The organism is Actinopolymorpha sp. B17G11 (genome assembly GCF_040196095.1).
Lineage (GTDB): Bacteria > Actinomycetota > Actinomycetes > Propionibacteriales > Actinopolymorphaceae > Thermasporomyces.
On the sequence record NZ_JBEFTW010000016.1, the window covers coordinates 1 to 22,799 of the forward strand.

The 22,799-nt window shown below is 67.5% G+C and carries 21 protein-coding genes; 11 read left to right on the forward strand and 10 right to left on the reverse strand.

Annotation, left to right across the window (positions count from 1 at the left end; translation table 11 throughout):
* Window positions 1–213: 213 nt before the first annotated feature.
* Entirely contained in the window at window positions 214–978 is a 765-nt protein-coding gene (locus ABN028_RS17405) for a class I SAM-dependent methyltransferase (protein WP_349697293.1), read from the reverse strand.
* A gap of 288 nt (window positions 979–1,266) precedes the next feature.
* Between ABN028_RS17405 and ABN028_RS17410 the strand changes: the two genes are divergently transcribed.
* On the forward strand, window positions 1,267–1,755 hold the full coding sequence (locus tag ABN028_RS17410) for an NUDIX domain-containing protein (protein WP_349326113.1): 489 nt from the start codon (window positions 1,267–1,269) through the stop codon (window positions 1,753–1,755).
* A 243-nt stretch (window positions 1,756–1,998) separates the two neighbouring features.
* On the opposite strand, the gene ABN028_RS17415 is transcribed toward ABN028_RS17410, so the two are convergent.
* The gene (locus ABN028_RS17415) at window positions 1,999–2,784 is read right to left on the reverse strand and encodes a phosphotransferase (protein ID WP_349326114.1); all 786 of its coding nucleotides are present in this window, start codon (window positions 2,782–2,784) and stop codon (window positions 1,999–2,001) included.
* Window positions 2,785–3,173: 389 nt separating this feature from the next.
* On the reverse strand, window positions 3,174–3,491 hold the full coding sequence (locus ABN028_RS17420; RefSeq protein ID WP_349697294.1) for a hypothetical protein: 318 nt from the start codon (window positions 3,489–3,491) through the stop codon (window positions 3,174–3,176).
* Window positions 3,492–3,696: 205 nt separating this feature from the next.
* On the opposite strand from ABN028_RS17420, the gene ABN028_RS17425 reads away from it, so the two are divergent.
* Window positions 3,697–4,140, forward strand: coding sequence for a hypothetical protein (locus ABN028_RS17425; protein WP_349697295.1), 444 nt, complete (start codon window positions 3,697–3,699; stop codon window positions 4,138–4,140).
* Window positions 4,141–4,351: 211 nt separating this feature from the next.
* On the opposite strand, the gene ABN028_RS17430 is transcribed toward ABN028_RS17425, so the two are convergent.
* Together ABN028_RS17430 and ABN028_RS17435 are read right to left on the reverse strand one after the other, a co-directional pair.
* Window positions 4,352–4,882 (reverse strand): GNAT family N-acetyltransferase, encoded by a 531-nt coding sequence (locus ABN028_RS17430; RefSeq protein ID WP_349697296.1) that lies wholly within the window; start codon window positions 4,880–4,882, stop codon window positions 4,352–4,354.
* A gap of 21 nt (window positions 4,883–4,903) precedes the next feature.
* Complete coding sequence (locus ABN028_RS17435) at window positions 4,904–5,905, reverse strand: phosphotransferase (protein WP_349697297.1); 1,002 nt, start codon at window positions 5,903–5,905, stop codon at window positions 4,904–4,906.
* A 423-nt stretch (window positions 5,906–6,328) separates the two neighbouring features.
* Between ABN028_RS17435 and ABN028_RS17440 the strand changes: the two genes are divergently transcribed.
* From ABN028_RS17440 to helR, 3 genes are all read left to right on the forward strand, one after another.
* Complete coding sequence (locus ABN028_RS17440) at window positions 6,329–6,628, forward strand: hypothetical protein (RefSeq protein WP_349697298.1); 300 nt, start codon at window positions 6,329–6,331, stop codon at window positions 6,626–6,628.
* 788 nt (window positions 6,629–7,416) lie between these two features.
* Window positions 7,417–8,622, forward strand: a complete 1,206-nt coding sequence (locus ABN028_RS17445; RefSeq protein WP_349697299.1) for a glycosyltransferase — start codon at window positions 7,417–7,419, stop codon at window positions 8,620–8,622.
* Between the two features lies 1 nt (window position 8,623).
* Entirely contained in the window at window positions 8,624–10,924 is a 2,301-nt protein-coding gene (gene helR / locus ABN028_RS17450; protein ID WP_349697300.1) for an RNA polymerase recycling motor ATPase HelR, read from the forward strand.
* Window positions 10,925–10,961: 37 nt separating this feature from the next.
* Here the strand turns inward: helR and ABN028_RS17455 are convergent, their stop codons facing one another.
* Window positions 10,962–12,008 carry a hypothetical protein gene (locus ABN028_RS17455; RefSeq protein ID WP_349697301.1) on the reverse strand — a complete coding sequence of 349 codons (1,047 nt, stop codon included), beginning with the start codon at window positions 12,006–12,008 and terminating at the stop codon, window positions 10,962–10,964.
* 545 nt (window positions 12,009–12,553) lie between these two features.
* Window positions 12,554–13,966, reverse strand: a complete 1,413-nt coding sequence (locus ABN028_RS17460; protein WP_349697302.1) for a hypothetical protein — start codon at window positions 13,964–13,966, stop codon at window positions 12,554–12,556.
* Between the two features lie 656 nt (window positions 13,967–14,622).
* Between ABN028_RS17460 and ABN028_RS17465 the strand changes: the two genes are divergently transcribed.
* The gene (locus tag ABN028_RS17465; protein WP_349326125.1) at window positions 14,623–14,877 is read left to right on the forward strand and encodes a hypothetical protein; all 255 of its coding nucleotides are present in this window, start codon (window positions 14,623–14,625) and stop codon (window positions 14,875–14,877) included.
* An 89-nt stretch (window positions 14,878–14,966) separates the two neighbouring features.
* On the opposite strand, the gene ABN028_RS17470 is transcribed toward ABN028_RS17465, so the two are convergent.
* The gene (locus ABN028_RS17470; protein ID WP_349697303.1) at window positions 14,967–16,199 is read right to left on the reverse strand and encodes an MFS transporter; all 1,233 of its coding nucleotides are present in this window, start codon (window positions 16,197–16,199) and stop codon (window positions 14,967–14,969) included.
* A 210-nt stretch (window positions 16,200–16,409) separates the two neighbouring features.
* Here ABN028_RS17470 and ABN028_RS17475 point away from each other — a divergent pair, with 210 nt between their 5' ends.
* Both ABN028_RS17475 and ABN028_RS17480 read left to right on the forward strand, forming a co-directional pair.
* Window positions 16,410–17,459, forward strand: coding sequence for a LacI family DNA-binding transcriptional regulator (locus ABN028_RS17475; protein ID WP_349697304.1), 1,050 nt, complete (start codon window positions 16,410–16,412; stop codon window positions 17,457–17,459).
* A 53-nt stretch (window positions 17,460–17,512) separates the two neighbouring features.
* A complete protein-coding gene (locus tag ABN028_RS17480) occupies window positions 17,513–18,400 on the forward strand; it encodes a serine/threonine-protein kinase (RefSeq protein ID WP_349697305.1) in 888 nt (295 codons plus the stop codon).
* A gap of 57 nt (window positions 18,401–18,457) precedes the next feature.
* Here ABN028_RS17480 and ABN028_RS17485 read toward each other — a convergent pair whose 3' ends face one another.
* Together ABN028_RS17485 and ABN028_RS17490 are read right to left on the reverse strand one after the other, a co-directional pair.
* Window positions 18,458–18,886 carry a hypothetical protein gene (locus ABN028_RS17485; protein ID WP_349697306.1) on the reverse strand — a complete coding sequence of 143 codons (429 nt, stop codon included), beginning with the start codon at window positions 18,884–18,886 and terminating at the stop codon, window positions 18,458–18,460.
* Window positions 18,883–19,917 (reverse strand): phosphotransferase enzyme family protein, encoded by a 1,035-nt coding sequence (locus ABN028_RS17490; protein WP_349326130.1) that lies wholly within the window; start codon window positions 19,915–19,917, stop codon window positions 18,883–18,885. The genes ABN028_RS17485 and ABN028_RS17490 overlap by 4 nt, the downstream gene beginning before the upstream one ends.
* A 360-nt stretch (window positions 19,918–20,277) precedes the next feature.
* Between ABN028_RS17490 and ABN028_RS17495 the strand changes: the two genes are divergently transcribed.
* Genes ABN028_RS17495 through ABN028_RS17505 form a run of 3 tightly spaced genes read left to right on the forward strand, consistent with a single transcriptional unit; the run spans window position 20,278 to window position 22,794 of the window.
* Window positions 20,278–20,568, forward strand: coding sequence for a type VII secretion target (locus ABN028_RS17495; RefSeq protein ID WP_349326131.1), 291 nt, complete (start codon window positions 20,278–20,280; stop codon window positions 20,566–20,568).
* Between the two features lie 16 nt (window positions 20,569–20,584).
* On the forward strand, window positions 20,585–22,291 hold the full coding sequence (locus ABN028_RS17500; RefSeq protein ID WP_349697307.1) for an alpha/beta hydrolase: 1,707 nt from the start codon (window positions 20,585–20,587) through the stop codon (window positions 22,289–22,291).
* Window positions 22,288–22,794 (forward strand): LppA family lipoprotein, encoded by a 507-nt coding sequence (locus ABN028_RS17505; protein WP_349326133.1) that lies wholly within the window; start codon window positions 22,288–22,290, stop codon window positions 22,792–22,794. Before ABN028_RS17500 ends, ABN028_RS17505 begins: the two co-directional genes overlap by 4 nt.
* The last annotated feature ends 5 nt before the right edge of the window (window positions 22,795–22,799 follow it).

Consider the following 22,799-nt stretch of genomic DNA (forward strand, 5'->3'; position numbering starts at 1 on the left):
GCACCCACGAACCAAGAACGTCCCGATCACCGTCATGCAACACCAACGCCGCAGCAGGAGGATGAGCCATACCAGCATCCTCCCAGGAACAACCGTCCAATCATTAACGCCACGCCGTACTAGGGGCCCTCCTCGGACGGCCGGCGCATAGCGAGACTCCTGCACTCAACGAAGACCTCGTCTCGCGACCCTTGTCGGGACGTGCGCTTGTATTCATTCGCGCGTTGCTTTGATCACGTAGACCGCTGGCAGCCAGGTCGCGGGCTCGCCGAGACCGTCATACATGGTGGGGTACGGCGCCTCGAAGAACTCCTCGATACGCAGTCCGGCCCGCAGGAGGCTCATCACGACGTCGCTCACTGGCCATAGGAACGCGTCGAACGAGACCTCAGGGGTCCACCCGATCGGGCGCTTGGACTGGTCGTAGGTCTGTTCTTTGGGCTGACCGCGGCCGAAATAGTCGACGGTTACAGCTACCTCGCCAGGCCGTCGGACGCCGAGGACCTCCCAGATCGGGTGGTGCTCGTTGAGCAGGAACGTCCCGCCGGGGCGCAGACGGTCGGCGATCATCTGAGCCCACCGGTCAAGGTCGGGGAGCCAGCACACGACGCCCGCTTGGGCAAAGATCACATCGAAGTCCCGCAACTGGCTTGGCATCTCATACATGTCAGCCGCGATGAACTGCGCGTCCGCCCCCGTCTCGCGGGCCAGAGTTCTCGCCGCCTCGATCGCGACGTCACTGATGTCGACACCGGTCACTGAAGCACCGAGGAAGGCCCAGGAGATCGAGGCGTTGCCGTTGGCGCACGCGAGGTGAAGCATCCGCTTACCGGCAACGTCCGGCAGGAGTCCAGGTTCCCAGTCCTCGAGCGTGGTGCCACCTTGCAGGAAGAACTCAGGCGGCTGTGATGGCCGAGCCGGGGCGATCGCATTCCAACCGAGCCGGTTCGACCTCGTATGGGCAAGGATTCGGTCCATGGGCCGGACCGTACTCAGCATGGCCGCACCTCACCAACCGAATACGCCCTCGCGTGCAACCCGTGTGCAATAGGCCGCCGGACTGATCTGGACGGCGATGGACAACAAGACCCGGCGAACGGCCGCGACGACTCGCCACGCACGCTGACACGATCCACGCTCGGCGCAGCGTGAACGGGCGAGGTGTCTTTGCAAGGCGGTGGTGCACCAGCATGCGACGCCCCAGCCGCGTGGGGGTCTCAGGGAGGGCGGCCGTCGGAAGATGGCCCATGGAGATATGGTCCCGCAGTGGGATTCGAAGGTTCATACCTGTGGCGGCTGCGCCGGAAGATTGGCTCCGAGCTGGTCGTCGTGCCCGGCGCCCAGGTTCTGGTCATTGACTCGGACGACAGGTTGCTTCTGATCCGGCGCAGCGACACGGGACGCTGGGGGCTGCCCGCTGGCAGTGCAGAACCACATTCGACCTTCGCGCTTACCGCGGTTCGCGAGCTCGAGGAAGAGACCGGGCTGCGTGCCGAGGTCGCCGACCTCGAACCCTTCGCCTGCGTCTCGAATCCCGACCGGTACGCGGTGACGTACCCCAACGGCGACCAGGTGCATGCATTTGCGCTGTGCTTCGCTGTCAGAACGTGGACCGGCGCACTACATCCGCTCGACGGGGAGGCCCTCGACCTCCGCTTCTTCACCGACCTCCCCGACCAGCGCCACGATCAGGTGGACGAGACGCTGAGACTCTGGCACGCGTACGGTCGAACCGGACGGTTCCAGGTCGCCTAGGAGCGCGGGAACTTGCACACGCGACTCCTAACAGGAGCGCTGGACGATAGTGGGCAACGGCCGACAGGCTGGGCCGTTCGAGCCCATCCGTCCCGCGTGGCTTGGACGTCGATGGACGCTTGCCGGACGATCGTCAGCGGCCTACGGAACAGATGGTCCGGCGTGCGGGATCTTGACGCTTAGCCCTTGTGGGAGGACTCCGGGAGGGAAGGCCGGGCTCCTCATTTGTCGGGCCTTATGGCGCTAAACGAGGGCGTCGGTGAGGGCGCGACGATGCTCGTTGATGTACGCCAGGTCTCGGAGCGCACCATCCCTGTGCGTGTTCTCCCGCCACATCTCAGACCAGCCTGGCTTGCCTGCCTTGCCCCAGGCTTCGCCCGTGTCCAACACGCATTGAATCCGCCGTTCGATCAGTTCCACGAGGCGCGCGCGGTCGTGGAACTCTAGGCCGTACGAGTCGCAGAACGAGCGCAGTCGGGCGGCGCGCTCGTCGATGCTGGCCGGCCAGCTCCGCCCGGCTGTATCGCTGTAGAGCGGGACGAACCGCCAGACCGCGTAAGCAATGTCCCACAATGGTGTTCCTGGGGCGGCCAGGTCCCAGTCGAAGAAGGCAACTGGGATGCCCTGTCGATAGACCGCGTTGAACGGTGCCAGGTCGTTGTGACAGATGATGTCGCCTTGTGTCGGTGCGCGGACCATCACCTGCCAGTGTGGGTTGGCTGGGGATTGAAAGCTTCTGGACAGATCGTGATAGCGGCGGATGAGACGAGCAGCCTCGACTAGCGCTCGTTCTGACCAGATCCAGCTTTGAGCGCCCGAGCTGTCGGTGTCTCCGTCGATGAAGGTCAGCACCTCGCGCCCCTGGTCATCGACGCCTAGTACGCGGGGTGCCGCTTCGAAACCGTGGGCTTCGAGGTGCTTCAAAAGCTGGTGCACGGCGGGCGTCCAAGCTCCAGTCGCCCGCCTGACGGTATCGCCTGCACGGGCCACCGGGTTGAGGTTGCCACCTGCGAGGACTTCTTCTGGCACGAGGCCACGCTACAGTCGAGAGCCAGTGGGGTGGCCAGAGTCGCCACCGTGCAACCCGCGTGCAACACGGAGCCGGACGGGTCTGGACTGGCCTGGACATGTGAGCGTCGAAGCGGCGGCTCTCCACTGTGAATGAGTGAGCCCTCGACCGATCTGGACCTTGCCTGGCCAGCCGTGTGCGAGGCCGACGAGGACAGCCACGCTCTGACGTGGGGTCTTTGCTTCCGGGCCGGGTGCCACCCGTCCGCGGTTGGCCGCATGATGCGCTCGCTGTAGTCGGACCGACGGAAGTGCCCGCGCGTGGGCCGAGGAAGACGTACTCGAATCCGGCACACCATACGACGTCGCCGCCGTCGCGGAGCGGGGCCCGGCAGGCGATCCTGTGATCCTCACCATCCCGCGACCCAGTTCTCGGCGATGGTCTTCTCGATGAGACTCTCAATGCGCGCGACAAGATGCTGTTCCCGGGTGGGATGGCCTTCGACCGTCCAGGCCCGCTGACCACGAGCCTGGCGGTCCTCACCCTCCCACGGAGGGACGTGATCGATTGGGTTGTCGGATACGTCGTCACATAACTCCAGCACCTTCTTGATGGCGTCCTCATAACGCTGGGCGCGCACCTGCGGATCCTTGGAAAGATAGAACGTGGCACTTCTGGTATTGAGATATGGATACTCAGCAGGGTTGATTCGCGGTCGCTCGCTCATGAGGTCCCTCCGTCAAGAGGAGTCCAGCATGACCGAAGATCTTGACGAGGAACACCTCGCACCGCCTGCGTGGCTTGCACCGTCACAGCCCGGCATGGCTGTCGGAGTGGCCGGTCAGCATGGGTAGGCGGCGAGGCTTCGGTCGGCAGGCAGCAGGTCGGCTTAGGACCTTCCGAAGCCTCCTGGGGCCCGCCATCATCCCGCCATGGGCAAGCAGCCGGACAAGGCGGGATGGCTGCGGCTCGCGCTCGGTTCGGCCTGCTCCCTGATGCTTGCCGGCGCCATGGTGACGATGCCCGCGTCGGTCTTCCCGCTGTGGGTGCGCGTGTGCGGCCTCGTGCTCGACATCCTGGCGCTGCTCTGCATCATCGGCGTCGGCGTCATGATCGTGGTCGGCGTCCTGGCGCTGCTCTCCATAAGCGCCTTCAACCCCCCAGCGGACCTCGCGATCGTAGGGTTGCTACTTCTGCCGATCCTGGGATGGCGACTCCTGTTCCACGTCGGGCGCCGCATTCGCCACCTGCCGGCGGTAGACACGAGACTGCGCGATGCCGCTGCCGGACGACTGCTCTGGCCGGACATCGCCCTCGGTCTGACCGTCGGCGCAGCGATCGCGGTCGCATCGGCAGCAAGCGGTCTGCCTTGGTAGGCCCGCCTGCTTGGAGTTTTGTTCGGCTGCGGCATCGCCGCGGAGGTCGTCGCCACGAGCGCCAAAATCCGGCGGCGCGCCCGTTCCCGCCGCCATCCAACTGTCTGAACCGCAGCCGGATTGCAGAGAAGCACAGCGACAAGACCGACCAGAACCCTGCCTGACAATGACCGGCGGACCTGCTAAGCGTGGCCGCGCCTTCGTCGTGCTGTCACAGCACCCGTTCGTATCGACGCACCACGGTCTGAGTTGCCTTGCTGGCGAGCCTTTCGCCCGGCATACCACCCACAGTTACGTCACCCATCCTCCGGAAACCTTGCCGTTCGTAATAGCGGCACAGGTCCTCGTTGGTTGCCACGCAGTCCAGGCGCACTGCTCGCCGTCCCTCGTCGATGGCTACTTTGGTGACCCAGTCGAGCATCCAGGTGCCGAGCTGCTGGCCGTGGTGGCGGACCGCCATCCGGTGCACGTACGCGGCGTCCGTAGGGAGATCGTCCCAAGCGGCGTCGGTGTGGTCGACGGTGACTGTGGCGACCACATCAGCCCCGGCGCGAACCAGCCAAGTCTGCCCGCTTTCGATGGCGGGGAGGAGCAGTCGTTCGGGAAAGCAGGTTGGCCACTGCCTGACGCCGCGCTCGTTGAGCCAGGCCGCCGCGTCCTCCAACACAGCAGCGACGTCGGCCAACTCGGCGGTCGTGGCCGGCTCGATACTCCATTCGGCAGTCATCCGTACAGTAGACATCAGCACTTCCTGGCGCCTCGGCTACGGCCGACCATTCAGGTGGTCGACCAATGCCTCCAACTCGGCGAGGCTCGGCAGGTCGTTCGCCGCGTGGCCGGCCTGTTCTCTGGCGAAGTCATGTTGTTCTGGATGCGTGGCATCGAGTAACAGCTCGGACTGACAACCGAGATAGTTGAGATGGACAGCCACGGAGCTGGCGAGGTGGCTCGGCTCTGTGATCTCTGCGGGACCACCCGCTCGGCGGTACGCCAAGTATGCGCTCTTCCCACGCATCCGCGACCCCAGGGACCGTACGAAGGATCCGAGTTCCTGGTGAGGAACCAAGGGGCCTGCATTCTCCCAGTCGATCAACCAAGGGCCGTCGTCGCTCCAGATCAGGTTGTCGGCACCGAGATCGGTGTGACACCACAGTGCGCCTGGCTCGCGCGTGCTGTTGACGAGGTCGGTGAGCGCATAGAGGTCCGCTCTGCGTGCGTGCATCGCATCGGCTATATCGGGAGCGGGGTCCTTCATACGCTTGGCCAGTTCGTCCCAATCAAATTTCACCCGCACGAACCAGTCGTCAATTGCCTGGTCGTTCGGGTCGACGGCAAGGTTATGGATTCGCGCCATCCACTCCGTTATCGGCGCGATGGTGCGATCGTCCTCCCGGTCACCAGTCTCACCGGGCACCCAGGCCAGCACACGGTACTGACTCCTCCCATCCGGCTGATCACCAACCGTCAACACGAAGCTACCGTCGTCGATCCGCCGGATGGACCGCGGTGCCGGTACCCTGACTGATTCACATCGCGTGGTGAAGTCAACTTCGCGCCGAATCCCGTCTTCACTGAAATGGTTCCAGTACGCGCGCTTCACGGCCCAACAAACCCGCTCGCCATGCATGCGAGTAGTGATTCGGTTGACGGCTCCCATGGCTCCTCGGGCGATGAACGTAGAGTCCAGTGGTTCCCCTAGACCGTAGGCGTCGGAAATGGCGGCGAGCGAAGCGGCCGAGAGCGTAGCCTCCGGATGTAATCGCATCGAGGAAGAGTACATCGGCCGACACTCGGGGACGCCGGCGTCGAGCAGGCCAGCGCATTGTGAGTGTGCGCAAGGACACCGAGGCGCCACGTAACTCGTTGCTCGTCCGGTGGCCGGGTCGCTAGAGTCCTCACGTGGCGTGATCTCTCCAGCGCGGTTCAGCCGCGCAGATGACAGCCGTCTGTCAGTCCCGACCGGCGGCCATCCGACGTATGGGAGAGAACGCCACCATGGATGACCTCAACCTTGCTGACTCCGCCTCGGAACCTGTACGGCAGGTGGTCAACGACACCAACCAAGCCCGCGGACTACGGTACGCACTGCGGGATCGCTGCCGTGGTGGGCTCAACGGCGGGGCCTGGGTCCTGATCGCCCCCGACGGGTGACAGGCGATCGTGAAGTGGAGAGCACACGTCGTTCACGATGACGGCGACGACGGACCTCGCGCGTTCGTTCGCGGGCTTGGCCAACGTGGCGTGGATCTCCTCGCCCGTTTTGACCGGGTCCTGGAACAGCACGGGTGTGTGCGGCTTCCCGACGGCGACATGGTGCATGGAGACCTCCAAAGCCGCAACGTGCTGCTGCGCAACGGTGCTCGCTCTGTGTGCAGCCGCTACCGCGTTCGACATCCTGCACTTCCAGGCCGAACGCGACCCGGAGAGCCTGCCCTGGGTCTTCGCAGGTCTCAACCACCTGGCCGACGATCCCAGCAATCCTCTGTAAGCCCCACGCTTCAGATCCGGACCGCGCGACCTTCGCGTGGTCCGGATCCAATCGACAGCGCAATGCGCCCGTGAGCGCTCGACGTGTTCACACCAGCCCCGCAGCGGCGCGACCAGCGCAGGCGCCGTCATGCGCGTGGCGCGAATCGTTGCGTGCGTCTTCGGAGGTCTACGAATGGGCGGCAAAGCTCGAGCAGAAGTCTTCGCGAGCTTCACCTGTGAGACGTTTCCGGAAGCGGTGTCCATTGCTGACGTTGCGGGTGGACACGGCGATCTTTCGTACTAGCTTGCGATGATCGGACGCGACCCAACGGTAATAGATCCGGCCGCCGCTAGGTTCCCCACATGGATACGGCGAGACTTACGGAAGCGGCAGGTTAGGGGAGAGTGGCCCCATCCAAGACGACGGATAGTAGCAAGCGTCGAGGATGTTGATCTTTGCGAGTTTGATCTGGTCGTCGCGCTCCATCCGGATCAGGCGACTCAGCCAACGATTCTCGGTTGCCTGGCGAGTGGTGTGGACTTTGCAGTGGTTCCTTGTTGCGTATTCCCCATCGTTGCATCCGCAGGCACATGGGAGATCCTCCTGGGCCGACGGTGCCGCCGCCCGCGCCATGTCGCCGCTTCGCGAGGAGTCGCCGTCCAGAGCGGACATAAAGAAGGGCAAGGAGTCCGCACTCCCTGCCACTCCTAAGTTATAGCGCACCGGGGGGCTTGCCGCAAGCCCCTATTCGTGCCGGAGAATCGTCGGCCGAAGCAAGAATCTGCGGAAATTGGGGGGTCACAAAAATGCGTGTGTTGCTGTCGACGTACGGGTCGCGCGGGGACGTCGAGCCGATGGTGGCGCTGGCGGTGCAGTTGCGGGCGCTGGGCGCGGAGGTGCGGGTGTGCGCGCCCCCGGACTTCGCGGACCTCCTGGCCCGTGTCGGCGTGCCGCTGGTACCCGCCGGGCAGTCGGTGCGCGAGATGGTGCGCCGGGTGCGTACGGAGGAGACGCCGCCGTCGCCCGCGGACCTGGCCCCCGGGTTGGTCACCGCGCAGTTCGACGCGGTTGCCGCTGCGGCGGCGAAGGGATGTGACGTGGTCGTGGCGACCGGCTTGACTCCGACCGTGGCCGGCGCGCAGTCGATGGCCGAGAAGCTGGGCATCCGCTACGCGTACGCGACCTACTGTCCGCTCTGGCTGCCGTCGCCGCACCACCCGCCGCTGTGGCCGTCGCCACCGGACGTGATCGACAACCGAGCGTTGTGGGACTTGCACGCTGAGAGCCTGAACACGGTGTTCGGCGCGCCGATCAACGCACACCGGGTGTCGATCGGCCTGCCGCCGATCGACAGCGTCGGCGGTCACCTCTTCACCGACAGTCCGTGGCTGGCGGCGGACCCGGTGCTGGGGCCGTGGCTGCAGCCGGCGGACCTCGACGTCGTGCAGACCGGCGCGTGGATTCTGCCGGACGACCGCCCACTCCCGACGGAGCTTCAGGCGTTCCTGGACGCCGGCACACCACCGGTGTACGTCGGCTTCGGCAGCATTCCGATGCGCGCCGCGGATGACGTCGCCCGGGCGGCCATCGAGGCGATCCGCGCGCAGGGTCGCCGCGCAGTCGTCTCCCGTGGCTGGGCCGACCTTGCCCTGATCGACGATCGGGAGGACTGCTTCGCCGTCGGCGAGGTCAACCAGCAGGCACTGTTCGGCCAGGTGGCCGCCGTCGTCCACCACGGTGGGGCGGGTACGACGACCACGGCCGCCCGGGCCGGCGCGCCACAGGTGGTGGTGCCCCAGATCGGGGACCAGCCGTACTGGGCGGGCCGGGTGGCCGAGCTGGGTATCGGCGCGGCCCACGACGGCCCGACTCTGACCATGGAGTCCCTGTCGACCGCACTCAAGACGGCCCTGACCGCGGAGACCCGAGCGCAGGCGACCGCCGTGGCCGGCTGGATCCGCACCGACGGCGCGATGGTGGCCGCGAAGCTGCTGCTCGATCGGAGCTGCTGACGTGAACCCTCTGACCACCAGCGCGTTCGACCTTCCAGACCAGCTCGCTCGCAAGGCCGACCCGATGCTGATCGCCGGCGACGAGCAGCACTTCGTGGCCATCGCGGAGTGCCTCGAGCAGTCGATCGCCGACCTGTCCGACCGTCTCGATGTCGCGCGTAAGGCGCCCGGCGGCCAAGGTCAGGAGGCGATGGACCGGGACATGGAGATCCACCGGTTGACCGCTCGCCTGCGCGCCCTGCGTCGCTTCGGCCTGGATCTGTGCCTCGGGCACATCGTCAGTGCCGGCGACCCCGAACCTGTGTACGTCGGACGACTCGGCCTCACGGACAGTGCGGGCCGTCGGCTGCTGGTCGACTGGCGTTCCCCCGCGGCCGAGCCGTTCTTCGGAGCGACCCACGCCAACCCGATGGGTCTGGCAAGCCGGCGCAGGTATCGCTGGACCCGCGGCCGGATCAGCGACTACTGGGACGAGGTGTTCACCTCGGACGGTTTCGACGGACACGCTGCCGCACTCGACGATCAGTCCGCCTTCATCGCCAGCCTGGGCAGCAGCCGGTCGCCCCGGATGCGAGACGTACTCGGCACCATCCAGGCCGACCAGGACGCCATCATCCGCGCGAGCTCCCGTGGCGCTCTCGTCGTCGACGGCGGTCCGGGTACGGGAAAGACCGTCGTCGCTCTGCACCGCTCCGCCTACCTCATCTACTCCGACCCACGCCTTGGCCACCGCCGGGGCGGCGTGCTGTTCGTCGGTCCGCACCAGCCCTACCTGGCGTACGTGTCCGACGTACTCCCCAGCCTGGGGGAGGAGGGAGTGCAGACCTGCACCCTGCGGAACCTCGTCCCTGAGGGAGCCACGGCGGCGATCGAGACCGATCCGAACGTCGCCCGCCTGAAGTCGTCCGCGGACATGGTGAAGGCGATCGAGCCCGCCGTCAGGCTCTACGAGGATCCACCCACCGAAGGGATGGAGGTCGAAACCCCCTGGGGCGACATCTGGCTCAGCCCCGCCGATTGGACCGAGGCGTTCGAAGCAGCGGAACCCGGCACTCCCCACAACGAGGCGCGTGACCACGTCTGGGAGGCGCTGCTCGCGATCCTGATCGACAAGCTCCGGGACGCCGCCGACGAGAAGTCAGAGGACGGTGACGACGACGAGTTCGACGCCTACGGGTTGCGGGGCGAAAACCCGGTAGCCGCGTTCCGCAGGTCACTGGCAGGCAACCGTGAGCTCGTGCAGACCTTCAACCGGGCATGGCCGCTGCTGGAAGCGACCGACATCGTAGGAGATCTGTGGCAGGTCCCCGCCTACCTGCGCATGTGCGCGCCATGGCTCACCCGCGACGAGGTCGCGAGGCTCCAGCGCGAGGACGCGCGCGCCTGGACGGTGTCCGACCTGCCAATCCTGGACGCGGCACGCCAGCGGCTCGGCGATCCGGAGGCTGCACGACGCAGGCGCCGCCAGCAGGCTGCCGTCTCCGCCGAGCGCGCACGCATGGCCGACGTCGTCGATCACCTCATCGAGACCGACGACTCCGACATGGGCGTGATGTCGATGCTGCGCGGGCAGGACCTGCGGGGTGCCCTGGTCGACGAGGGCGCCGTCCCGGCCGCTGACCCGGACCTGCTCGCCGGCCCGTTCGCGCACATTGTCGTGGACGAAGCTCAGGAGCTGACCGACGCGGAATGGCAGATGCTGCTGCTCCGTTGCCCGTCCCGGAGCTTCACCATCGTCGGGGACCGTGCCCAGGCCAGGAACGGGTTCACACGGGGGGTGAGCCCGAAGGGCAGGGGGGCGGGAAAAGCACGGGGGGCGGGAAGGGCGGAGTCGTGGCAGGAACGGCTCGAGCGGATCGGGATCGACCGGATCAACCTGGCCTCGCTGAGCATCAACTACCGGACGCCGGAAGAGGTCATGGCCGAAGCCGAGCCGGTCATCCGGGCCGTACTCCCGGACGCCAACGTGCCGACGTCCATCCGCAGCACCGGCAACCCCGTCGTGTACGGATCTACCGCGGAGCTGGGCCCGATCCTGGACACCTGGCTCGCCGAGCATGCCGACGGGATCGCCTGCGTCATCGGTACCAATGGGATGGCGGATGGCACGTTGCGGGCGACGTCCCGCGTCCGCTCGCTGACCCCGGAGCTGTCGAAGGGACTCGAGTTCGACCTGGTCGTCCTCCTCGACCCCGAGTCATTCGGCGCTGGGTCGTTCGGCGAGGGCACCGAAGGAGCGGTCGACCGCTATGTCGCGATGACCCGAGCGACCCAGCAACTTGTCATCCTCACCAGCTCATGACGTCGGCCACGACCTCGTGTCGACGGACCTCGGACGCCTACAGGCGGTCGAGCTTGGCCGTCATCTTGGCGACCAGGGGGCGCAACGAGTCGACCACCTGACCGGGGTCCTCTTGGGGGTCCCAGGGTTTGGTCGGAGAGATCTTGACGACGAAACGCTCGTACTGGAACGCGAGCTCGAAGTTCCCAGTGCCGGCCGCGATGTAGCTGTACGCACCGTCGGCGAGGTCGTCGACCTCCTCGACGTTCGTGTCGAGTCCTCCCACCGGGATGAACGACTGGTAGTTGTGTGCGGCCTTGGCGTCCAGAAAGCTCATGGTCGCGACCCGTAGGCCGGCGTCCGGCACGAGAATGTCGGCGTCGGACTCCTCGGCGAAACCTTCATGGCGTACGCATTCGTTGTGGATGTAGTTGTTCTCCGTCGGGTCACCCACCTCGCGGAAGACGAGCACACCGGTAGCGCCGGCGAGGTTCTCTTCGACCAGTGGGCTGGCGTCCTTGCCGGTATGGGCTTTGATGTCGGCATTGTCGACCAGGTCGCAGGCGCGGGCCACCGGGGCGGGAAATGTGGGCGACTTGTACGTCACGACCGCTGGACCACCAGGGTCCTGGGCCAGGGCGGCGAGGTTGCGGGCGATCCGGTCGAGCAGCTTCGGGCCGTCGCCGGTGTCGGTGTAGAGGTGCACGGTGGCACCGTCACCGCGCAACATGAAGTACTTGCCCTCTCGGCTGTACGTCGCATAGCCACCGACCATCGGGCCGGACATGTAGCGCCGGTCGATCTGCGCGAGGACATCCTCGTCGAACACGTTGAACGACTGGTACGTCTCCACATCGATCGTCTTGGTGCCGGGCTCGATCGCGTACGCGCACCGGGCGTACGTACCGGTGAAGGTCGACAGGTAGCTGGGGGCCTCGACCGGGCCGCGCCCGACGCCGTCGTAGAACGACCGCTTGATCGAGGTCGGCAGCGTGTTCGCCATCGGCAGGTGGCCGAGCTCGATGACATCGGTGAGCGGCAGCACGCTGCAGGGGTCGAGCGTCGGCTTGCCGCCGAGCTCGATGCGCCGGGGACTTTCACTCATCGTGAGGGCCATCGGGTCGCCGACGCCTGAGCTCAACTTCTTTCGTTCATACCCTGGTCTGTCGTGCTGGACGGGGTGCTTCGGTCCGGCATTCTCTTCGGGTGATCCATCAGCCGCGGACCCATCAACCGCGGACCCATCAACCGCGGACCCATCAACCGCGGAGCCGCCGGCCCCAGACTGCCGATCGCCAGATACCGCGGTAAAGGTGACGGCAACGGCGATGATCAGGACAACCGCGCCGAGACCACCGAGCGCGATGGCGACGACGCCGGTCCGTCCGAGCCGCCGACCCGGCTGACCGACCGAACGGCCAGGCAGCTGCGGGTGGAGCGGCTGCGGTGCGGGCGGCCGCTGTAGGTAGGGCCGTTGTGGTGGGGACGGTTGCGGTGGTGGCTGGTCAGAGTTCGGCGGCTGGTTCCACGTCACGTCCACGATCCCCTCAGCTCGGCGCAGGACCCAGGAACGCTACGGCGGTGCGTTGCCAGGTCGATGTCGTCGCGATCCCACGCCTTGACCGAGGGTTCGGCCTTCCCCGCTGCGTGCTAACCCACGCTGAACGCGAGCCAGCTGGGAAGGTCGCCACCCTTTTCGCCGGCATGCTGGAACTCCACGCCGTACGCGCGTTTGTCGGCGTACACGAAACCGTAGAACGGCACGACTACCCGTCCACCCGTCGGCGTCTGGACCTCCGTCGTCTCCCGATCGATGACCTTGCCGGTCTTCCGGTCAACGCGTACGACATGGAGTCCACGTGCCTTGTTGTCGGAGTCAGCGGCGAGCGCGACGACCGCGTCGTCCTCGATGGCGAGAACCTGCCAGTAGACCGTCCCCGCGGGAGCCGGACTGGTCCAGAGTTCCTTGCCGCTCGAGAGGTCGACAACGACCAGCGCATTGGGTTTGCCCCGGTTCGGCGGGGTGAAAGACACCAAGGTCTCGTCCGAGACCAGGGTCCGGTTGGGGACACGGTAGGTCCCGACCCTCGAGTCCCAACCGATCGACACCATGGTGAACGCTTCGTCGTTCGGGCGCTCATGCTTGGTGCGCTCGTCGTGGATCACGTTCTGCACCTGCCAGGAGTCGCCGCCCAGCGTCACCAGCGAGCCGACCTGGCCCTTGACCTTGACACCCGGGTACACGGAGACGACGAGAGGCGACGCGGAGACCATCTCGAGCGAGGCGATCTCGGTTTGAGTCTCTTCGTCGCTGAACCGATGGTTGCGCAACGGGCGGCCCGCCACATCTACTTCGTCCACGTAGCGGGTGACGTCGGCGCTCCACGGCCTGGTGCAGGTGGACATCGCCACCACCACCCGGTCGCTCTCACCCAGCGCCATGTCGGTGATCCGGCAGCTCTGTCCCTTCCGACCGGGCCCCTGCTCGAGTTGGTAGTTCCACCTAGTGCTGAGGTCGGCGAGGTTCAAGCCGAAGATGGTCGAGTTCCAGGCGGCGACGACGGTATCGCCGATGATCTCCACGGGGACGCCGTTGACCGGCACACTCCCGGCGCCCTCGGTGTAGGCGACCTGGACGGTCGCCCCGAGCTTGCCCGTCTCGAGGTCGAGCAAAGACACGAGGCCGCAGGTCGGACGGTAGCGGCCGCCCTCCTTGGCCTTGGGGTCCCATCCGGCGGCGACGGCGATGACTCCGTTGGCGGCGGTCGTACTCGCACCGCAGAACGCGGCCTTGCCCTGGGGATTGTCGAGATTCGCGACGCCGGTGTTCCAGTTCTTCTCGCCGGTACGCCGATCGATGGACGTGACGTCGCGCTGGGTGACGATGATCAGATCCTGGCCCGCGGTGAGCGTCCGGATCACCTCGCCAGGACGGGGGCCGTCGTTCGCCTCGGCCTGCCAGGGTTGACCTCCGGCAGCCGCGCCGCCGTCGGCACGCTGGGCGGATGGGGCCTCGCTTCCCGCCTCCCGATCGGAGCTGGTTGCACCGCGGCCGAGCCACACCGCGCCGACCGTCGCTGCGACGAGGGCGGACGCGACGAGGATGACCGTCAGGATGGCCCAGCGGGTGCGTGCCGAACCGGCGGGCTGACCCGGTGACGGCGGACCGGATCCCCATCGGCTGCCAGGTGGCGCAGGCGGCGGGATGAGAGGCGGCCGTGGTTGCTGTCCTGGTGGTTGCTGGGCCGATGGTTGCTGGGCCGATGGTTGCTGGTCTGGTGCTTGCTGGCCTGGTGGTCCCTGCCGGCCCGGTGGTCCGTGCCAACCCACGTGCGCTCCCGATCTCCCTCGAACGTGCCCACCCTGCCGGCGGTGCCCGCGTGCGGTCACAGGCAGATCGACGGTACGCAGGCCCGATCCCAGATCGATGTCAGGACAATCTCAACGAGGCCCGCTCCTCAGCCCGCCACTGTCGTAGCCCACGACGCCTTGCACAGCTGACCCGTCGTACGCCGAGCGCTCGGACCGGCGCCACTTGGAAGACGCGCCCTCACCGGTGAAGTCTTTCCCCTGTGAGGATCCGCCATGTCAAGCGGATGCGGTCAACTGGCGGGGAGGAGGCGTCATGGCTCGGGCTCGAACGATGACTGGTGACACCGTGATCGCACCGCGATGACAACTCAGCCCGCACCTGACGCCCGCTCGCGGAGGGGCAACCGGTGTCGACTGGCGCCCTCGGTCGGCGGGTGTGGGGCGACGACCTGCCGGTTCGCGTCTCAGGAACGTTGGCCACGTATGTGCTGCTGCGGCCGCGGAAACTGTTGGGCTTCTCCATCCTTGACCGCATCCGCCACCAGCGGGTTGCCGCGGTCGAACGCCTGCTCAAGGGTTTTCCACGCCCGACGACGCAGAACCTGGTCAGCCCCGCGACCCAGGCGTCCTACCGACCAACCTGCCGGGCCAGAATCTCCTAGCCTCGATGTTTCGCCCACATGGCGAACGGACTTGTCTCAGCCACCTTTCGTCACCGTGGCGTGTGATCGGTGTGCATGCGAGAAGGGAACTATGGCGAGGCAGGAAGCCGTCCGTGTCCGCCGAGCCGCAGCAGCGCCGGCGTGAGCAGGCAGAGGACTGCCGCCAGCGCCGCGACGGCAAGCATTGCCCCGCGCAGCCCGACCGCGTCCGCCCAGAGGCCTACGTAGCCAGGTCCGAGCAGGAACCCCAGGTACGACGTGGTGCTGACAAGGGACGTCGCATGGCCTCGGTGCCGCTCGTCCACGCTGCGCGAGACCAGGCCGACGAGGGTCGGAAAGAGGACGGCGGTGCCTGCCGCGGCGAGTACGAGGCCGAGTGCCGCGACGAGGAACGTGGGCGCGGCGGCCATGACGGTGGCACCGGCGGCGGCGACCGATGAGCCGGCCACAAGGACGGCGCGGGCGTACGCCGGTCCGAGGCCACCAGCGGCGAACCGCGCGAGTGCGACGGTGCCGGCGAACACTGCCGGGGCCACCGCCGCGCCACCGGGCCCCAGGCCCAACTCCGCGTGCACATAGACCGCGCTCCAACTCTGGTGGGCGTTCTCGCTGGCGAAGGCGAGGGCGCCAAGCACTCCGAGGAGGAGCAGAGGGACGGTTCTGGGTCGACCGTCGATCGGAGATCCGGCGTCCGGAGCGTCGGCGTTCAGAGCGTGAGTGTCTGGACTGTCGCTGTCCGAGGGCTTGGCCGCAAGGTCAGCCGTCCCACCGCCTCCGGGAGGCCGTATCGTGCCGACCGCGAGCGCGGCGACCAGACAGAGGACAGCGGCAGCGACGAATGGAACTGCCAGCGGCAGGGACGCTGACGAGGCGAGCCCGCAGCCAAGGCTGGCGACGACCACCATGGCCGAGAAGACCCCGTGCGCCCGGGTGATGACCGGCCGACCGGCGAGTTTCTCGGCCCGGCCGGCGACCGCGTTGATCGCCACGTCGGCCGCACCGCTGGACGCGCCGACGAGAGCAAGGCCGATCGAGAGGCTGTTCACCCCGACCGCGGTGACGGCCACGACGGCGCCGGACACGCCGAGAGCAGCGATGGTCAGCGCCACAACGGCCCGACCCCACCGGTCCAGCGCCCTGCCAGCCACCAGCATGGCGGGCAGGGCACCAGCGCCCACGAACACGAGCGCGAACCCGAGTTGGCCATCGGTGAGCCCAGCCTGGTCCTGGACCCGCGGAACGGACGCTCCCCAGACGCCCCAGAACGTGCCGAACGCGGCGAACGCCAGGACAGCGGAGGCGACGGTACGGCGGACCGCCACGTGGTCAGGCTCTGAGCCGCTACGCCTCTCATGCGTACGCCCTCGGCCGGCTCCTCCGCGGCGGACTCGTGTTCCGCCGTGCGGTGGACGGGTGGGTTCCCGCGGCTGTTCCGACATCCGTGTAACGGTACACAAGATCGCTGAGCCACCACCGGACCTGGCGACTCGGGCGCACCAACTCAGGCGCAACAACCGCAATAGGCTGTCGGCGTGACACCCCCGGCCGGCGGCAGGCGCCCGACCCTCACCCAGGTCGCCGCACGGGCCGGCGTCTCTGTCATGACTGCCTCGTACACCTACAGTCAGCCGGGCCGCGTCTCCGCCGAGGCAAGGTCCAGGGTGCTTGCCGCGGCGGCAGAGCTCGGCTATCCCGGTCCGGATCCGAGCGCCCGATCGCTGCGCCGCGGCAGTACGCACACGCTCGGGGTCATCCTCGGCGAGCACCTGAGCTACGCGTTCGAGGATCCTCAGGCCGCGTCGTTCCTGGCCGGCATCGCCGACGTCTGCGCGGATCGCGCGTACGGCATGACCATCCTGCCGATCACCGGTGCCGCCGACGACGGCCAGCGGATCCGGGCGGCGACCGTCGACGGCTTCATCCTCTGGACTACCTCCGACGACGACCCTGCGCTCACGACCGTGGCGTCGCTGGGGCGGCCGGCAGTCGTCCATGGCGGGCCGGCGGTCGACGGCCTGGGACTTGTGACGATCGACAACGAGGCCGCGGCGTACGCGGTCGGACGGGTCACCTTCGCCGGCGCCAGGCGTCCACTGGTCATGAGCTTCCCGCTGGACCGCGCCAGGGTCAGCTCAGTGGTGACGGGACCCGACACGGCTCACGTCCGGTTCCCCGTGACCCGGGACCGGCTGGCCGGGTTCCAGCGGGCTGCGGAGGAACACGGCCGGCCGTGGCGCGACGTCGTCGTCGCCGTGTGCGCGCACAATGCGGCAGACGAGGCGGAGCGGCTCACCGCACGCCTACTGGCCAGGGCCGACCCGCCGGACGCCATCGCCGCGATGAGCGACGAACTGGCCGCTGGCGTCGTCCGCGCGATTCGTACGACCCATGGGAAGGTTCCCGACGACGTCGCGGTGAGCGGGTGGGACGACGCGGCGATCGCTGCCGACCTCGGACTCACGACGGTGGCGCAGTCGCTCCGCGACCAGGGTGCACAGTGTGCACGCGCCGTCCTGGGTCTGGAGCCATCGCCTCCGCCGGCACCGTGGACGGTCGTGGTCCGGGAGAGTACGCGCCGCTGACGCGGCACAAACCGGATCGCACGTCCCGGATCCGCCTCGGTAGGGTCGCACGAATGTTCCCTCGTGCGATTGACAACCAACCGGGCGTCTACGTCGAACAGCTCGGCAACGTCTTCGCCCGATTCGGCGCCGCCACCCAGGACTCCGGCAACATCTCCTACGGCGTCGATGTGGACGGCCAGCGACTCTTCGTCAAGACCGCGGGAAATCCGACCGACACGGCCCCATATCTGGACTTTGATTCCCGCGTGAGGCTGCTCCGCAACGCCGCCCGGCTCGCCGAGATGATCCACCATCCGCTCCTCCCCACCTTCCATGGGCTGATCGAGTCACCCGGCGGACCTCTTCTGGCCTACGAATGGCGGGACGGCGATCACCTCGGCACTTCGCGAGATCGACGGGATGATCCCACGACCGCGTTCCAGCGGTTTCGCTCATTGCCCGCAGAGGAGATCCTGGTTGCTCTCGATGGGTTGTTCGATCTGCACGAGCGGCTGGACGCGGCCGGCTGGATCCAGGGAGACTTCTACGACGGCGGGCTGCTCTACGACTTCGACCGGCGGCAGCTGACCGTGATCGACCTGGACTGCTATCGGCCCGGGCCCTTCCACAACGACATGGGCCGGATGTTCGGCTCGGACCGGTTCATGGCCCCTGAAGAGTTCTCGCTCGGCGCGCCGATCGACGGCCGGACGACGGCCTACGTGATGGCCCGCACCGTGCTTGTCTTCCTTGCCGACGGCACGCTTGACCGAGACGCTTTCCGCGCTCCGGATGAGTTGTACGCCGTCGTGCAGGAGGCCGTCACGACGCGGTTCCCCAGCTACGGCGCCTTCCACCGGAGGTGGCTCGCTGCCAGAGGTGATGCTGCCCAGAGTGCCGATCCAGACCGGGCGACGGCGCAACCAGTCCCCTCCAGCGCGAGCGTGGATGATCGCTAGCGGCTCCCTCCGGCGCACAACGGAAGGCGCCACCCGTACGCACGAATGAACTGGTTGCTATCGAGCCAGGAACTCGGCGGTCTGCTCGAGCAGGTGGATTGCCCAGGCCGGGTCGCCGACCTTACGGCTGTGGTGGGCGCCGATCGCCGTACGAGCCTGGACCCATCGGGTCACTCGTTCGCGATCGACCTCGGCCGCATCAGAGAAGATTGCCAGCTGGCGTCCACCCCAGGTGGCGAAGGCATGTGGCTCGTACACGTTGCCCGGATGAGGGAAAGAGACCTTCACCACTGCAGGTGAACCATCGTGACGATGGACGGCCAGGATGATCCCGACTCCGCCGCCGATGATCCGTTCGGTGGGTGTGCAACGCCACCGCTGCAGGATCTCATCCACCAAGCGGGGCAGGGATTCCACCCACGCATGCGCGGACTCGCCCTCACGCTCGACAATCCCGCGGGCAAAGCTCGTGGGGATGTCGATCACCCCGACAGGGTAGCTGCGATCAGCCGTGCCCAGCGCTCAAGGGCTGTGACGTCCGCGGCCAACGAGGCGATCAGCTCCGGGGCGAGTCGTCTCCGGAGCTCGATGTCGTCGCCAGGTTGCGGGCGGAGGCTGCCTTCGACATTGCGCAACAGCCAGTCGAGATCGAACTCCGCGGCCATCGCCCAGGCGTCCGGCGCCTCGGCGTCACCGCCGGCCAGTCGGTACGCCGCCACGAACTCCGCCACCAACCGCTCCTGCTCAACGACAGCTGGCTCCACGCCGGCGAATGACGACGCGGCCACGACGAGCTCGACACCCGGGAGGACCGGTCCGGCGTAGTCCCAGTCGGTGAGGGCGACCCGGCCATCCGGGCGTACGACGGCATTCTTGGGGTCGAGGTCGCGGTGGCTCCGCCGCATCGGCAGGCGCGCCGCACGGACCTGGTCCACCCTGCCGGCCATCTCCTCGACGAGGGGCGTACACGCGGCCAGCTCGGCGGCCCACGGTGCCGCCGCGGATCTCGCCCACTCGATCGCCCGCTGCCATCGTTCGAGGTCAACCCCGCGCAGACCGGACGTGTCACCACCAGGGAGCCGCAGCGCGTGGACCCTGCCCAGCGAGCGCCCGACATCGCGGACCAGGTCGACCGACGGTGCGACGTCCGAACACGGCGTACCGTCCACCCACGCATGGACACGGACAAGCCTCGCGGCACCAGTGCCAGGTTCGGCGACTTCCAGCAGCCAGCTACCGGTATCCGGATCGGCCTCAGGCTCCGGCATCGGAACCTGGCCGGTGCCGAGCACGATCCGTTCGACCTCCATGCCGTTCCGCAGAGCGGCACGCTGCTCAGGACCGAGCCCACGAGGGAAGAACTTGACCGCGTACGCACCTGAGGTCGTGCGCACGCGCAGCACGTCGTTGGACCAGGCCTCCCGCACCGGTTCAGCCACGGTCGCGCCGAGGTGGCTGCCGAGGCCGAACGCGGCCACCACGTTGTCCACGACGCGGGTGAGATCGGGAGTCCGCACAGCACGGGAAACTACGGCATGGTGGCCGCCAACGCCCGGCAATTACCTGACGGTACGACATGACGCGGCGTCCGAGGCTCTGGTGCGGATCCCTGCGTGCGGTACCCGGCGATCAGTGGCGGACAGGAGCGGCATCGACGGGCAACCGGTCAGGACGTTGCCGTCAACGCGATGTGTCGTTGTCGGTGGTCAGGTCAGCATGCGGTTCGCCGCCGGCGTACATTCCAGACCTGGTAAGGCTCCCGGAGACTGCCGCTACCGGTTCTCGACGTGTTTCAGCACGAGTACAGCACGGCTACAGGTCGGCTCAGGACCATGGGACGCCAAGGCGACGAGGGCGGCTCGGGAAGGTGGCGTTCGGTGACGTACCAGACGCAGATCGGTGCCTTACGCGATGCCGCCGAAGCGGCCGAATCGGCTGGCGAACAGGTCACCGCCGTGGGGCTCGCCGACGCCATCGACGACGCGGCCACCGGCGTGCCGGGGGGTCGCAGCGTCGCCGCCCTCGGGGCGTTGGGCAAGGCATGGACCGACGAGATCACCTGGTGGGTGGGACAGGCCGCCGGTTACGCGAAGGCACTGCGGTCCGCCGCCGGCAACTACGAGACGCACGAGGACGCGGCCGCACGCGACCTCTCCGCTTACCGCTGAGTTGGGGTGAACAGCGATGGTCACCTACGGAGACGTACGAAAGTGGCGGCCGAAGCCACTCGACGACGCCGAACGCGCGCTCAAGCGAAGGTCCGACCGGCTGCTCGGCCTGTCCGACGAGTTCTCCGACATGGGTACGCCGGCCAGGTGGATCGGCGACGCGGCGAGAGCCGCCCAGGAGACGCGCAAGCACATCACGAACCGGATGGAGTGGCTCGTCGCGGGTGTGTCCGCGACCAGGACGGCGTTGGCGAAGGCGGCGGATGCCATCGGCGGTTTGCGGAGCGGTGTCGAAGAGGCCGAAACCCTTGCCCACAAGCATGGTTTCGCGATCGGCGGCGATGGCGCGATCGCCGATGTCGCACCGCCGCAGAACGTGCCCGCCGACCGACGAGATGAGGTCCAGCGCGAACGCGAACGGATCTGGTTCGAGCTACGGGACCGCGTGGAGCAGATCCTGCGCCGAGCGAGCGACATCGACAACGACCTGGCCACCGTCCTTCACAAGGTCGCGACCGGCCAGATCGGTGACGGCGGCGCGACGAACCTCGCGGCGGCCGCGGCGGCCGGAGTGAAGCGGGGGTGGCTCTCGACCGTGGAACCCCCGCCTGGCAAGGGATCTCCGGGCGACAACGCCGGCTGGTGGGACACCCTGTCCGCGGACGAGAAGAACTGGATCATCGCGAATCGGCCGGACTGGATCGGGAACCGCGACGGCATCCCCTTCACCGCCCGCGACCAGGCCAACCGCAGGACGCTCGCCTGGGAGAAACAACGGCTGCTGGCGGAGCGGAACCGGCTTTCCCAGTACGCGAGAACCCAGCACGCCAGAGGCGGCAGCGCCACCGACGTCGAAGCCAGGCTCCGGTTCCTCGACGAGAAGCTCCAGTCGATCAAGGCGATCGAGGGCGCGCTCGCGAAGCCGGGCGAGCGCCAGTTGCTGCTCTTGGACACGTCGCCCGAACGCGCGGAGGCGGCCGTCGCCAACGGGAACGTGGACAAGACTGATCACGTTGCCGTCTTCACACCTGGGCTGACGTCCAATGTCGGCGACAGCCTCGGCCAGTACGACGGCAACATGGCGCAGCTCAAGTACCGCACCGAAGGCGAGCTCGGGCGTTATGGAGACGGCGGTTCGGTGGCGACCGTGAGCTGGATCGGCTACCAGGCGCCACAGATCGGTGAGACGATCGGTGACCCCAACTCGGTGGTGACGCAGGGCGCGGCCGAACGCGGTGCCGCCAAGCTGGCGCCTTTCCTGCAAGGCATCGACGCCGCGCGTGACTCCGACGCGCACGTCACCGCGATCGGTCATTCGTACGGCTCGACGACGACAGGTCTCGCCCTGCGGCAGAACACCGGGGTCGACGAGGCGGTCTTCCTCGGGTCGCCCGGAGTGGGGACCAGCAATGTGGACGACCTCAAGGTGCCTGATGGGCATGCCACCTACATCGAGGCGAAGAACGACCCGGTGGGTGACCTCGGTCGTTTCGGTAAGGATCCCACTCATCTGCCGGGGATGGGCCAAGGATCGTCGGCGGAGGCGAACCTGCCCGACGGGCGGCACCTGTCGGGCGTCACGGGGCACACCAGCTACCTCGAGGACGGGAGTACCAGCCAGTACAACACGAGTGTGATCGTCGGTGGGATGCCCGAGCGGATGGTTCGGGGCGACAATCGCGGCCTGGGGGACCACCCGGAGCTCTGGGGCATGCGACAGTGAACCTCCCCGGTGTCCAGGCGGCCTTTGCCGAGTTGCGGAAGCGCCCTGACATCGAGGACGTCGAAGTCGGCTACCTTGACCTGCTCACGGCCCTGCGGACGAGCCTTGTCGATGAGGTGGGTGTCCGCGCCTGGATGAACCGCGTTCAGCTCGCGAACGTTTCCGGCGGTGTGGGGGAGTACGCAGCACTGGGAGAGGACGCGGAAGTCCGTCGGTACCACGCGGGTGTCTCGCCGGGCGCCATCCGCGACACCGACTGGCCTGGTGCGCGCTCACTGGTGGCCGGGGTGGTGCGTCGAGGTGGGTTCGGTGCGGCGACGGTCGTCGTCGAACGTCCCGGCGACCACGAGGTGTCGTTCATGGACACGTACGGCGCGGAACTGCTGTTCGGGACCGCCGTCAACACGACGCTGGGCCTCAGCACCGGGTGTCATCTCACGAGGCGTGCTCATCAGCGGAGCGTGCCGGGCAGCGGGTCGGTTGTCCCCGGTGGGTCGCCGTGACGAGG

Bases quoted from the DNA above. Each gene is read 5' to 3' on its own strand.
- ABN028_RS17405 (WP_349697293.1), bottom strand. From the start codon at position 978: ATGGACCGAATCCTTGCCCATACGAGGTCGAACCGGCTCGGTTGGAAT.
- ABN028_RS17420 (WP_349697294.1), bottom strand. From the start codon at position 3,491: ATGAGCGAGCGACCGCGAATCAACCCTGCTGAGTATCCATATCTCAAT.
- ABN028_RS17425 (WP_349697295.1), top strand. From the start codon at position 3,697: ATGGGCAAGCAGCCGGACAAGGCGGGATGGCTGCGGCTCGCGCTCGGT.
- ABN028_RS17430 (WP_349697296.1), bottom strand. From the start codon at position 4,882: ATGTCTACTGTACGGATGACTGCCGAATGGAGTATCGAGCCGGCCACG.
- ABN028_RS17435 (WP_349697297.1), bottom strand. From the start codon at position 5,905: ATGCGATTACATCCGGAGGCTACGCTCTCGGCCGCTTCGCTCGCCGCC.
- ABN028_RS17440 (WP_349697298.1), top strand. From the start codon at position 6,329: ATGACGGCGACGACGGACCTCGCGCGTTCGTTCGCGGGCTTGGCCAAC.
- ABN028_RS17445 (WP_349697299.1), top strand. From the start codon at position 7,417: ATGCGTGTGTTGCTGTCGACGTACGGGTCGCGCGGGGACGTCGAGCCG.
- ABN028_RS17455 (WP_349697301.1), bottom strand. From the start codon at position 12,008: ATGAGTGAAAGTCCCCGGCGCATCGAGCTCGGCGGCAAGCCGACGCTC.
- ABN028_RS17480 (WP_349697305.1), top strand. From the start codon at position 17,513: ATGTTCCCTCGTGCGATTGACAACCAACCGGGCGTCTACGTCGAACAG.
- ABN028_RS17500 (WP_349697307.1), top strand. From the start codon at position 20,585: ATGGTCACCTACGGAGACGTACGAAAGTGGCGGCCGAAGCCACTCGAC.